Here is a 12963-nt window from a genome sequence, read left to right as displayed (position 1 = left end):
ATGGAGCAATGACCTCCTCGGCTGTACCCCTTTCGATGCCCACCATTCCCCGCAGGCGCCGCTCGCCCGAGGACGTGGCCGCCGCAGCCCCCGTCAGCGGAGCCAAGAAAGTCCTGCTCGCCGCACCCCGCGGATACTGCGCGGGAGTGGACCGGGCTGTGATCGCCGTCGAAAAGGCGCTGGAACACTACGGGCCGCCGGTCTATGTCCGGAAGCAGATCGTGCACAACGTCCACGTTGTCAGCTCGCTTGAGGAAAAAGGGGCCATCTTCGTTGACGAAACGGACGAGGTCCCGGAGGGCGCCCTGGTGATCTTCTCCGCGCACGGCGTGTCACCGGCCGTGGTGGAATCCGCGGAAAGCCGCGGGCTGCGCACCATTGACGCCACCTGCCCGCTGGTCACCAAGGTGCACAAGGAAGCCGTCCGCTTCGCCAAGGACGATTTCGATATCCTCCTGATCGGCCACGACGGCCATGAGGAAGTCGAAGGAACCTCCGGCGAGGCTCCCGAACACATCCAGATCATCAACGGCCCGCACGAAGTGGACAAGGTCACCGTCCGTGACCCGGAAAAGGTCATCTGGCTCTCGCAGACCACCCTCAGCGTGGACGAAACCATGGAGACCGTGCGGCTGCTGAAGGAACGGTTCCCCACCCTGCAGGACCCGCCCAGCGACGACATCTGCTACGCCACCACCAACCGCCAGGTGGCAATCAAGAAAATCGCGCCCCAGGCAGACCTCGTCATCGTGGTGGGTTCGGCCAACTCCTCGAACTCCGTGCGCCTCGTGGAAGTCGCCCTCGAGTACGGTGCCAAAGCCTCCTACCGCGTCGACTTCGCGAACGAGGTGGACGAGTCCTGGTTCGAGGGCGTAGCCACCGTCGGAGTCACCTCGGGGGCTTCCGTTCCCGAGGTCCTGGTGCAGGATGTGCTGCGGCTGCTTGCCGACTACGGGTACGGCGCCGTGGAGGAGGTCGTCACCGCCGAGGAAGACCTGCTCTTCTCCCTGCCCAAGGAGCTGCGCGCAAGCCTGAAGCAGGCCGGCGATGTCAGCCGTGCCCTGGGCGGCCGCAGGCCCCGCAGCTGATCCGGCCGCGCTCCCGCCGCGCTGTGCGTAATACACGGGTGGGCCCGGCAGCTGGAAGCTGCCGGGCCCACCCCTGTAGTGGTCCCGTTTCGGGTGTCCTCAGGCGGCTTCCTCACCGCCCTGGAGTTCCGGGGCCGCCACCGCACGCGGCGTCACCTCCACGACCGGAGGCGTCACCAATCCTGAGTCCTCCAGCGTATTGAGTTTCCGGGCCGTGGGCAGGACGCGTGCTTCCAGCGTGCCCACCATGGCGTTGTAGCGGTCCACGGAAGTCTTCAGGGAGGATCCCAGCTTGCTGACGTTCTCGCCCAGTGTTCCCATCCGGTCATACAGCTGCCGGGCAAGCTCGAACAGTTCCCTGGCACTGTCGGTCAGCACATCCTGGCGCCAGGTGAAGGCGACGGATTTCAGTACCGCCAGGAGGGTGCCCGGCGACGCCAGGACCACGTTCCGGGACAGGGCGTGGTCAAGGAGCCCCGCATCCGCCTCCAATGCGGCGGCCAGGATGGATTCGGCGGGGATAAAGCACACCACCAGCTCGGGGGAGTTGCCGGGGATGTCCCAGTACTTCTTGCTGCCCAGCGAGTCCACATGGGACCTCAGGGCCTTGGCGTGCGCGGCCAACAGCGACTGCTGGGTGCGGCGGTCCTGGGCGGACAGCGGTCCAGGCCGTCCCGGCGCCTCCGGCCGGGATGTGGCACCCGCAGCCCCCAGGTCCTGGGCTTCCAGGTAGGAGGCCAGGGGCACCTTGGCGTCGACCACGATCTGCTTCTCGCCGGGAAGCTGGACCACCAGGTCGGGGCGGACGGAGGAGTCGCCTCCTGCGCTGTGCACCTGCTCGACGAAATCCACGTGCCGAAGCATCCCGGAGGCCTCCACCACGCGCCGAAGCTGCACCTCGCCCCACTGGCCCCTTGCGCTGTTGGACCGCAGCGCCGACTCCAGGGCGTGCGTGGACCTGATCAGCTGTTCATCGGAGAGCCGGGCTTCCTGCAGCTGCTGCGCGAGCTGGCCGTACTGCTCCACCCGGTCACGTTCCAGCAGCGCCACCTGCTGCTGGACCGCGGAGAGCTTCTCCGCCACGGGCGCCAGGGCGCGCAGCACGCTGCCGTCGTGGGACCGTGCCTCACCCAGCTCACGGTTCTGCACCGCCAAAAGCCGCCGCTCGGCGTCGGCCGCTGCCAACTGCGCATTCACCTCGGACAGCCGGGACGAGACCTCGTCGAAGTCAGCCTCCAGCGCATGCGAGTTCCGGCGCAGCCGGAAGTAGGTGGCCGCGGCACCGGCGAGTGCACCGAGCAGCAGCATGAAAAGGGCCAGAATCAAGGCAAAAGCATCCATGCCTTCACTGTTGCATGGGCCTCTGACAATCACCGGCAGTGACATTCGCAGGTACTGCTCCCGGGAGCCCGGCAGGTAGAATGAATCCTCGTGGCTCTTACTATTGGCATCGTCGGACTGCCCAACGTCGGCAAATCAACCCTCTTCAACGCGCTCACCCGCAACCAGGTGCTGGCCGCGAACTACCCGTTCGCCACCATCGAACCCAACGTTGGCGTCGTGAACCTCCCGGACCCGCGGCTTGAGAAGCTCGCCGGGATCTTCGGCTCGCAGCGTGTCCTGCCCGCGGCCGTCTCCTTCGTGGACATCGCGGGCATCGTGAAGGGCGCTTCCGAGGGCGAAGGGCTGGGCAACCAGTTCCTGGCCAACATCCGGGAGGCTGAAGCCATCGCCGAAGTCGTGCGCGTCTTCGATGACCCCGACGTCGTCCACGTGGACGGCAAGGTGGACCCTCGCTCCGACATGGAGACCATCAACACCGAGCTCATCCTCGCCGACCTGCAGACCATCGAAAAGGCCATTCCCCGGATCGAAAAAGAGGTCAAGATCAAGAAGCGCGAGGCCGCTGAACTCGCCGCCGTCAAGGCCGCGCAGGCAGTGCTGGAGCGCGGCGACACGATCTTCTCAGCCATCAAGAGCGACAAGCTGGAGATGGAGCACCTCAAGGAACTGGGCCTGCTCACGGCCAAGCCCTTCATCTACGTGTTCAATGCCGACGAAGCGATCCTGGGCAGCCCGGAAAAGCAGGAGGAACTGCGTGCCCTCGTGGCACCTGCAGACTGCATATTCCTCGACGCCAAACTCGAAGCCGACCTCGTGGAACTCGACGAGGAGGAAGCCCGGGAGATGCTGGAAATGAACGGCCAGGACGAATCCGGCCTGGACCAGCTGGCCCGCGTCGGCTTCCACACCCTCGGGCTGCAGACCTACCTCACCGCCGGGCCGAAGGAAGCGCGCGCCTGGACGATCAAGCAGGGGGATACCGCGCCGCAGGCAGCGGGGGTCATCCACTCCGACTTCCAGCGCGGATTCATCAAGGCCGAAGTTGTCTCCTTCGACGACCTCATCGATGCCGGTTCCATGGCCGAAGCCAAGTCCCGCGGCAAGGTCCGGATCGAAGGCAAGGAATACGTCATGGCCGACGGCGACGTGGTGGAGTTCCGCTTCAACGTCTAGGCAGTACCCGGCCGGGGATTTCCGGGGCATGGAGATGGCAGCCATACATCATGGCTGCCATCTGCTTACCCCGCCGGGGTGTCCCTCGCCAGGAAGATCAGCGCAGGTATTCCGGCGCATACTGCCGGGATCAGCAGCAGCAGGCCGTAGCCCGGAAGCACGGCGGACCCGGCGGCCAGCGCGATATTTGCCGCCAGGGCGGTCGTGATCCCGATATGCACGGACCGGCGCTTATCCCGTGGGTTGAAGAAACAGAAGGCACTGAGGCTGGCGGTGGCAACTGCGCAAGCAGCAACCGTGACGGCGATGATCCCGGCCGCGGGTCCGGGGGAATCCTTGAGGCGGTCAATGAGGGCCACCGGGACTGCGAGCATCCAGCCGCCGAGGAGAAATGCCAGGACGCAGCCGGCCAGCCGCCTCTTCGGCACCGGCTCCAGGGGGTTCAACTGTTCTGACGGCAGGTCCGCCTGCTGGACGTGGCGATGGGCTGCAGGTGGTGGTGGCTGTGACGGCCGTGCAGTGTTTTCAAGCATTTGTTCCCCCGAATGCCGTTGCTTGACGTTCATCCACCCTACATCCCGGCCGGCAGGGGGGATCCGATTCGGTGACGGGGCGGCAGCAGCAAGTATCCTGAGTTTGTAGGGCGCGTTCTTGCAGCCCGGTCCCCTCCGGAGAGGGAAAACACAAGGAGGCGGCATGCCGGTCCGGCGTCTGATGCAGTTGATCGTGGCCGCCCTCGCGGCTGCCCTGGTCCTGTCGGGATGCTCGGGCGGCAGTGCCCCATCCGTCGTGGTGGGGGAGGCCAAACGTGGCGGCAGCGTCACCGTCGCGGAGGTTAACGCCTTTTCCTCCTTCAACCCCTACAGCGCCAGCGGCAACACCGACATCAACTCTAAGATCAGTGCCGCCACCCACTCCGGCTTCTTCTTCCTCGACGACAGCTCGAAGGTGGTGCGCAACGATAAGTTCGGGCATTACGAGAAGGTCTCCGACCAGCCGCTCAAGGTGAAGTACACGGTCAACGACGGCGTCAAGTGGTCCGACGGCGCACCGATCGGGGCTGCCGACCTCCTGCTGAGCTGGGCGGCCGGTTCGGGCTATTTCGACGACGTCGATCCCGCCGCCGGCACCGGAACCAAATACTTTTCGGTGGCGTCCGACACCAGTGGCCTGGGCGGCACCGTGTTCCCCGAAATCGGGGGAGACGGCCGCTCGATCACCATCGAATATGCGGCACCCTACGCGGACTGGGAGGTGGCGTTCGACGTCGGAATGCCTGCCCACGTCGTCGCGGCCAAGGCGGGGCTGAATGACGAGCAAGACCTGGTCAAACTGTTTAAGGACACGCCCCGCGGCAACCCGAAAAAACCGGTGACCCGCCCGGAGTTGAAGAAGGTCAGCGACTTCTGGAACACCGGGTTCGACGCCAAGACCATCCCCGACGACCCGGCGATCTACCTGTCCAGCGGCCCCTACATTGTCCGCGACATCGTCCCGGGAGTCTCGATGAAACTGGTCCGGAACCGGGACTACGTGTGGGGGCAGGAGCCCTGGCTGGACGAGATCAACGCGCGCTTTACCGGGGGAGTCCCGGCCGCGGTGGCTGCACTGCGCAACGGCACGGCGGACATCATTTCGCCGCAGCCCTCGGCTGCGAACGACGACCTGCTCACCGCCCTGGCCGGGCAGGGTATCACCGTGGAGCGTTACAAGCAGGCCGGCTATGACCATCTGGACCTCAACTATTCGGGCCCTTTCGCTGACAAGGACGTCCGTGAAGCCTTCCTGAAGACCGTGCCGCGGCAGGAGATCGTGGACGCCGTCGTGGGAGGCCAGGTTCCCGATGCCAAACCGCTGGACTCGCATGTGTTCCTGCCCGGGCAGCCCAAATACGACGAGACGGTCAGGAACAACGGGTCCGCAGACTACGCGAAGGTCGATATTGACGCCGCCCGGAAGCTCCTGAGGGGTGCCACTCCCACCATCCGGGTCCTCTACAACCGCGACAATCCCAACCGCGCCAAGGCCTTTTCCCTGCTCCGCGATTCGGCGGCGCTGGCTGGATTCCAGGTAGTCGACGGCGGCCAGGCCAGCGCGGACTGGGCGGCATCGCAGACCCGCGGCGGCTACGATGCCGTCATCTCCGGATGGATCGGGACAGCCGCGGGCGTCAGCCGGATTCCGCAAATCTTCCGTACCGGTGCCGGCAGCAACTTCACCGGCTTTTCCAACGCCGACGCGGACAAGATCATGGAGCAGCTCGCCACCACCACCGACCTGGGCAAGCAGGACGAGCTGCTGGCGGACATCGACAAGCGCGTGTGGGAAGACGCCTACGGGCTGCCGCTGTACCAGACCCTGGGAACCACTGCCTTCAGCTCCCGGGTGGGCGGCGTCAAGACGAGCCCGGGCCCGCTCGGCCTCTGGTGGAACGTCTGGGACTGGCGGCTCGCCTGACCCGCTGAACCCTGCCGATTGTGCCGGGTGCCGGCTTTTGCGGGAACGTTCACGGAGCCGATTCGCCGTTCCGCTTACCGGCGAGTAGCATGTGACGTGCATAACTTCCATCCGGCAGCCAGGGTCTCCGAACGTGCCGGTCACGGTTTGGCAACGGAGTACCAGTATCTGGACTTCGTGCGGTTAGGCTACTCGTATATGTAGGCCACGTCACAGTGCATTACTGCGTCTGACCTGCGGGGAAGCACCAATTCCCGTTACATCTCCCACAACTCATAGGAGGCGGAATGCGTTTGACGCGCACTTCCAAAGCACTGGGCATCGTGGCGGCCGCCACGCTTGCCCTGACCGGGTGCGGCGCCGGCGGCGGCGGCAGCACCGACGGGGCCAGCACCGCAGCCGGCGACCCGAACAAGGTCATCACCGCCTACAGCAACGAACCACAAAATCCGTTGCTGCCGGCAAACACCAATGAGGTCTACGGCGGCCGCGTCGTAAACCTGCTTTTCGAAGGCCTCCGCAGCTACGACGCGAACGGCAAGGCGGTCAACGCCCTGGCCGAATCCATCGACTCATCCGACGCCCAGAACTGGACCATCAAGGTCAAACAGGGCCAGAAGTTCACCAACGGTGAAGCAATCACCGCCAAGACCTTCGTGGATTCCTGGAACTTCGCCGCCAACTCCAAGAACCTGCAGAACAACGGATTCTTCTTCGAATCCATCGCAGGCTACGACGACGTTTCGGCCGTTACCAAGTCAACGGACGCCAGTGGCAAGTCCACCAGCACCCCGGCACCGAAGGCGGACACCATGTCCGGCCTGGCCGCCACCGACGATTCCACCATCACCGTCAAGCTGGCCCAGCCCGAGGCCGACTGGTCCCTGCGCCTGGGCTACTCCGCCTTCTATCCGCTGCCTTCCGCAGCCCTGGCGGACCCCAAGACCTACGGTGAAAACCCTGTCGGCAACGGACCCTATAAGTTCGAAAAGCAGGGTTCCTGGGTCCACGACCAGTCCATCTCGCTGGTCAAGAACGCCGACTACAATGGCACCCGCCCAGCCAAGAACGGCGGCGTGACCTTCAAGTTCTACACGGATCCGGGCCCCGCATACACCGACCTGCAGTCCGACAACCTGGACATCACCGACGTCCTGCCGTCCAACGCTCTGAAGACCTACGTCAACGACTTCCCGGACCGCAACGCCACCAAGCCGGTAGCCACCGACTCCACCCTGAACATCCCCGGCTACAACCCGAACTTCCAGGGTGAAGCCGGCAAGCTGCGCCGCCAGGCACTTTCCTACGCCATCAACCGCGAAGAGATCGCCAAGGTGGTCTTCAACGGCACCCGCACCCCGGCCAAGGCCTACGCCCCGCCGGTCATCGACGGCTTCAAGGAAGGCATCAAGGGCAGCGAAGTGCTGAAGTTCGACGCCGCAAAGGCCAAGGACCTGTGGGCACAGGCTGAGAAGATCCAGCCGTACGACAACTCCAAGCCGCTCCAGATTGCCTCCAACACCGACGGCGGCAACAAGGAATGGATCGACGCCGTAGCCAATGGCTTCAAGAACAACCTCGGCATCCAGGCTGAAATCCAGCCGTTCGCCAAGTTCGCCGAAGTCCTGAACCTGCGCAAGTCCCAGCAGCTGCCCGGCCTGACCCGCGCCGGCTGGCAGGGTGACTACCCGTCGCTCTACAACTTCCTGGGACCGGTGTGGGCCACCGGAGCATCCTCCAACTACGAGAAGTACTCGAACCCCGAGTTCGACAAGCTCCTCAAGGAGGGCCTGGCCGCCAAGAGCACCGACGAGGCCAACGCCAAGTTCAACCAGGCGCAGGAAATCCTGTTCCAGGACCTTCCCGGACTGCCGCTGTGGGACCAGGCACGCCCGATCGTGTGGAGCAACAACGTCGTGAAGGCCGAAACCGGCTGGAACGGTGAAATCCTCTACTACGGCATCACCGCAAAGTAGTCCCAGATCTAACTTGCCAACAGGCTGATGGGGGTTCGGTTACCGCCGGGCCCCCATTGGCTTGCAACGGCAGGAAGGCACCAATGAACCCGTTTTATTCCCTTCCGGAAAGCAGGTGATCCTGTGGTCCGGTTTATCCTGCGCCGACTGCTCCAGGTGATCCCTGTCTTCATCGGCACCACGCTTCTGGTCTACTACATGGTGTTCGCCCTGCCGGGCGATCCCATCGCGGCGCTGTTCGGCGACCGCCAGCCACCGCAGGCTGTGATCGACACCCTGCGCAGCCAGTACAACCTGGACCAGCCGTTCTGGGTCCAGTACGGCCTGTTCCTCAAGAACCTGTTCACCTTTAACCTTGGCAACGACTTCACCGGTCAGCCCATCGCGGCAAGCCTGGCCCGGGTCTTCCCGGTGACGGCGATGCTCGCCATCGAGGCGCTGGCCATCCAGGCCATCTTCGGCGTGCTGTTCGGTGTCTTCGCCGGACTGCGCCGCGGCGGCTGGTTCGATTCCACCGTCCTGGTGGCGTCGCTGGTGGTCATCGCCGTGCCCACCTTCGTCCTGGGCTTCGTCTTCCAGCTCGTCTTCGGCGTGCAGCTCGGCTGGGCCAAACCCACGGTGGGCGCGAACGCCAACTGGGTCACGCTGCTGCTTCCGGCCGTGGTCCTGGGGCTGGTGTCGTTCGCCTACGTGTTGCGCCTTACCCGTGCATCGGTCAGCGAAAACATGAACGCCGACTACGTGCGTACGGCCACGGCCAAGGGCCTGTCCCGGCCCCGCGTGGTGCTGGCGCACATCCTGCGCAACTCGCTGATCCCGGTAGTGACCTACCTTGGCGCCAACCTTGGCAGCCTCATGGGTGGTGCCATCGTTACTGAAGGCATCTTCAATGTCCCCGGCGTCGGCAACAAGCTCTACCAGGCTGTCCTCCGCAGCGAAGGACCCACCATCGTCTCCATCGTCAGCGTGCTGGTGCTGGTGTTCGTGGTGGCCAACCTGCTCGTCGACCTCCTGTACGCCTGGCTTGACCCGAGGATCCGCTATGACCAGTAACAACAGCCACTTCGTGGCCCCCATCGATGAGACGCCGCTGCAGGCGACGGACGCGGTCAAAACCGACCAGGCCCCGCTCAGCCTGTGGGCCGACGCCTGGCGCAAGCTCCGCCGTCGTCCGCTGTTCATCATCTCGACCATCCTCATCCTGATGCTGATTGTCATCGCACTGTTCCCGGGGCTGTTCTCCTCGGTGCCGCCGAATGAGAACTGCGAGCTTGCCAACTCCGAGGGCGGTCCCACCGCCGGGCACCCGTTCGGGTTCACCTTCCAGGGCTGCGACGTCTACTCCCGCGTCATCCACGGCACCCAGGCCTCACTGTCGGTCGGCGTGCTCTCCGTGCTGTGCGTCCTGGTGATCGGCGTGACCATCGGTGCCCTCGCGGGGTATTACGGCGGCTGGATCGATGCCGTCCTCGCCCGGCTCGGTGACATCTTCTTCGCCCTCCCGCTCGTCCTTGGTGCGCTGGTGATCACCCAGCTGCCCCTGTTCCGCGAAAACAAGAGCGTGTGGACTGTGGTGTTCGTCATCTCGCTCTTGGCATGGCCGCAAATGGCCCGCATCACGCGCGGTGCAGTGATCGAAGTGCGCAACGCCGACTTCGTGACGGCGGCGCGTGCACTGGGTGTCTCCAAGTTCGGCGCACTGCTCCGCCATGTGCTCCCGAACGCCCTGGCTCCCATCATCGTGCTGGCCACGCTGGAACTGGGCGTGTTCATCGTTGCCGAAGCCACGCTGTCCTTCCTCGGCATCGGCCTGCCCCAGAGCATCATGTCGTGGGGCAACGACATCGCCGGCGCGCAGGCATCCATCAGGACCCGGCCGGAAATCATGCTCTACCCGGCCGCGGCCCTGTCGATCACCGTGCTGAGCTTCATCATGCTGGGTGATGCCGTGCGCGACGCCCTTGACCCGAAGAGCCGACAGCGATGAGAGATAAAGAGATGACAACTCCAGACGTCCGCATCGATGAGGCCGGGACCACCGGCGTACGGCCGCTGCTTGAAATCCGCGACCTCGCGATCACCTTCAAGACCGGCGGCGGCGAGGTCCAGGCTGTGCGCGACGCGCACCTGACCATCATGCCCGGCGAGACCGTGGCCATCGTGGGGGAGTCGGGCTCCGGCAAGTCGACCACCGCGCTGGCGGCCATCGGCCTGCTGCCCAACAACGGCAGGGTCTCCGGCGGCCAGATCCTGCTGGACGGCGAGGACATTGCGCATGCCAGCGAGCAGCGCATGATCGAACTGCGCGGAAACACCATTGGCATGGTTCCCCAGGACCCCATGTCCAACCTGAACCCCGTGTGGAAGATCGGCTACCAGGTCCGGGAAACGCTGCGCGCGAACGGCCGGCCCAGCGGTCCGGACGACATCGCCAAGGTGCTGTCCCAGGCAGGGCTCCCCGACTCGAAGCGGCGCGCCAACCAGTACCCGCACGAGTTCTCCGGCGGCATGCGGCAGCGTGCCCTGATCGCCATCGGCCTGTCCTGCCAGCCGCGCCTGCTCATCGCGGACGAGCCCACCTCGGCCCTGGACGTGACCGTGCAGCGGCAGATCCTGGACCACCTGGACACCATGACCACGGAACTGGGCACGTCCGTGCTGCTCATCACCCACGACCTGGGGCTGGCAGCCGAACGCGCCGACAAGGTCGTGGTCATGTACCAGGGCCGCGTCGTCGAGGCGGGCCCGTCACTGGAACTGCTGCGCAACCCGCAGCACCCGTACACCAAGCGGCTCGTCGAGTCCGCGCCCTCACTGGCCAGCCGCCGCATCCAGGTGGCCAAGGAACAGGGCGTGGAGGCAGCGGACCTCCTGGCACCCGCCGCGGAAACGGTAAAACGGGACAGCTTCCTGCAGATCCAGGACCTGCGGAAGGTGTACAAGCTCCGCTCCGGCCTGGGCAAGGCAACGGACTTCGCCGCCGTTGACGGCGTGAGCTTCGACGTCCGCCGCGGGACCACGACGGCGATCGTGGGGGAGTCGGGTTCCGGCAAGTCCACGGTGGCCAAGATGGTCCTCCAGTTGGAGAAGCCGACGGAAGGCAGGATCCTGTTCGACGGCGTCGACACCTCTGCCCTGAAGCCGGCAGAACTGTTCAAGTTCCGCAGGCGGGTCCAGCCGATTTTCCAGGACCCGTACGGTTCGCTGGATCCGATGTACAACATCTACCGCACCATCGAAGAGCCGCTGCGGGTCCATAGGATTGGTGACCAGGCGAGCCGGGAGAAGAAGGTCAGGACGTTGCTGGACCAGGTGGCGCTGCCCCAGTCCGCCATGCAGCGGTACCCGAACGAGCTCTCCGGCGGGCAGCGGCAGCGTGTTGCCATCGCCCGTGCGCTGGCGCTGGACCCCGAGGTGATCATCTGTGACGAGGCCGTCTCCGCGCTGGACGTGCTGGTCCAGGCCCAGGTCCTGAACCTGCTGGCCGACCTGCAGGGCAACCTCGGGCTGACGTACCTCTTCATCACCCACGACCTTGCCGTGGTCCGCCAAATCGCCGACCATGTCTGCGTGATGGAAAAGGGGCGCCTGGTGGAGACCGGTTCCACGGATGAGGTCTTCGAGTCGCCGAAGCAGGACTACACCAAGGCCCTGCTCAACGCCATCCCGGGTGCGAAGCTGATGCTTCCGCCTGAGGTCGCGTAGCGGACCAATGAACAAAACGGCTGGAGCCGGGACCCGGGCGGTCCCGGCTCCAGCCGTTTCTGCGTGTTCCCAGCCACTCCGCTTTCTTAGTCCTGCCGCTTCCTCAGTCCTGCAGCGCGCCGCTGGCACCCGGAACCGCGGCGAGGGGAGCCTGGTCCGGTGCCGTCGCCGACTTACGCTCCAGCCCCAGTTCGCGGAGCCTGCGCTCCAGCAGGCCGCCCAGCGCCCGGCGGCCGGCGGTGTTCATATGGACCGAGTCAGCCAGGTCCTTCGCCAGGCCGTACCGGGTCAGCCAGTCGCCCACCGGCACGAACGGCAGGCCATGCACTGCCGCCACGGAGCCGAGCAGGGCGTCGACCTCGCTGCGGCGCCCCCCGCCGTCGTCCTTTCCGCGGGCCAGCGTGCCGATCATCGCCACACGCGTTTCGGGGTAGCGGCCCTGCAGTTCGGCGATGAGCCGCTCCGCGTTGCCGGCAATCCGGGCGTCCGTTGCCCCGCTCGCGGCGTCATTGCCGCCGCCTTCGACCACAATCAGCGCCGGAGTGCCTGAGGGAAGCAGCCAGTCGCCGCGCTCCAGGGCATCGATGTAATTTCCCGTGGCGCCATTGGCAGCAACATACCCGGTGCCGCCCCGGCCGCAGAAGTACACGTTGTATCCCGCGGCGGCGAGGCCGAGACGGGGCCAGCCGTCCGCCGGTTCGGACTGGGAATCGCCGATCAACAGGACGGTCCTGCCGATGTCGGGCACGACGGCCTCGAGCCTGCCGTTGGCGGCATTCCGGACCGTGGAGGTTGCGCCTACCCCTGGCAATCCCGATGCCGCCGGCTTTGCGGCGGAGCCGGGCATGGCATTAGCCGGCAGGGCGTTGGCAGACAGCGCGGAAATCGGGGAGGGGTCGCCGCATCCGGTGAGTCCGGCAACGCCGGCCAGGCCCACAAGGGCGGCCATCACAAGGCCTGCGGCCCTGGCCCGGGCGGGGCGCGTGCGGTCCGTTGCTGGCGGCATCCTTGTCTCCGGCGGTAGTGGTCTACGTCACAGTAATCATGCCACGGTACATGGTTCGCCCGTGAATTTAGTCACAGTTCAGCTGGCCGGAGTCGCGACAGCCGGGGACGGCCGCCCGGGGGTCCGTGAAGGATTTAGGCCAATAAATGACGCACCGGCTAGCGGTTCAGGGTCGCTGTCGCGCCGTGGTGGGAGAAAGTTGTTCCGGGCTTAC

The 12963-nt window shown here is 65.5% G+C and carries 10 protein-coding genes; 7 read left to right on the top strand and 3 right to left on the bottom strand.

Annotated features, from left to right (window positions below):
- Positions 1–8: 8 nt before the first annotated feature.
- A complete protein-coding gene (locus tag ACYSM9_RS13325; protein ID WP_461857443.1) occupies positions 9–1088 on the top strand; it encodes a 4-hydroxy-3-methylbut-2-enyl diphosphate reductase in 1080 nt (359 codons plus the stop codon).
- A gap of 99 nt (positions 1089–1187) precedes the next feature.
- Here ACYSM9_RS13325 and ACYSM9_RS13320 read toward each other — a convergent pair whose 3' ends face one another.
- Entirely contained in the window at positions 1188–2429 is a 1242-nt protein-coding gene (locus ACYSM9_RS13320; protein ID WP_461857442.1) for a DNA recombination protein RmuC, read from the bottom strand.
- A gap of 90 nt (positions 2430–2519) precedes the next feature.
- On the opposite strand from ACYSM9_RS13320, the gene ychF reads away from it, so the two are divergent.
- Positions 2520–3605 carry a redox-regulated ATPase YchF gene (gene ychF / locus ACYSM9_RS13315; protein ID WP_461857441.1) on the top strand — a complete coding sequence of 362 codons (1086 nt, stop codon included), beginning with the start codon at positions 2520–2522 and terminating at the stop codon, positions 3603–3605.
- A 65-nt stretch (positions 3606–3670) separates the two neighbouring features.
- On the opposite strand, the gene ACYSM9_RS13310 is transcribed toward ychF, so the two are convergent.
- On the bottom strand, positions 3671–4138 hold the full coding sequence (locus ACYSM9_RS13310; protein WP_461857440.1) for a hypothetical protein: 468 nt from the start codon (positions 4136–4138) through the stop codon (positions 3671–3673).
- A gap of 163 nt (positions 4139–4301) precedes the next feature.
- On the opposite strand from ACYSM9_RS13310, the gene ACYSM9_RS13305 reads away from it, so the two are divergent.
- The 5 genes from ACYSM9_RS13305 to ACYSM9_RS13285 all read left to right on the top strand — a co-directional run bounded on the left by ACYSM9_RS13305 (position 4302) and on the right by ACYSM9_RS13285 (position 11743).
- A complete protein-coding gene (locus ACYSM9_RS13305) occupies positions 4302–6062 on the top strand; it encodes an ABC transporter family substrate-binding protein (protein ID WP_461857439.1) in 1761 nt (586 codons plus the stop codon).
- Between the two features lie 287 nt (positions 6063–6349).
- Positions 6350–8038 (top strand): peptide ABC transporter substrate-binding protein, encoded by a 1689-nt coding sequence (locus ACYSM9_RS13300; RefSeq protein ID WP_461857438.1) that lies wholly within the window; start codon positions 6350–6352, stop codon positions 8036–8038.
- Between the two features lie 123 nt (positions 8039–8161).
- A complete protein-coding gene (locus ACYSM9_RS13295) occupies positions 8162–9091 on the top strand; it encodes an ABC transporter permease (protein WP_461857437.1) in 930 nt (309 codons plus the stop codon).
- Positions 9081–10025: an ABC transporter permease gene (locus ACYSM9_RS13290; RefSeq protein ID WP_461857436.1), complete on the top strand. Its 945-nt coding sequence runs from the start codon at positions 9081–9083 to the stop codon at positions 10023–10025. Before ACYSM9_RS13295 ends, ACYSM9_RS13290 begins: the two co-directional genes overlap by 11 nt.
- A gap of 11 nt (positions 10026–10036) precedes the next feature.
- The gene (locus ACYSM9_RS13285) at positions 10037–11743 is read left to right on the top strand and encodes a dipeptide ABC transporter ATP-binding protein (protein ID WP_461857435.1); all 1707 of its coding nucleotides are present in this window, start codon (positions 10037–10039) and stop codon (positions 11741–11743) included.
- A 103-nt stretch (positions 11744–11846) separates the two neighbouring features.
- Here ACYSM9_RS13285 and ACYSM9_RS13280 read toward each other — a convergent pair whose 3' ends face one another.
- Entirely contained in the window at positions 11847–12692 is an 846-nt protein-coding gene (locus ACYSM9_RS13280) for an SGNH/GDSL hydrolase family protein (RefSeq protein ID WP_461857434.1), read from the bottom strand.
- Positions 12693–12963: the final 271 nt, after the last annotated feature.

This window comes from Arthrobacter sp. C152 (assembly GCF_054890965.1).
The sequence above is the reverse complement of the archived record's forward strand: the minus strand, read 5'-3'. Positions and strand labels throughout refer to the sequence as shown.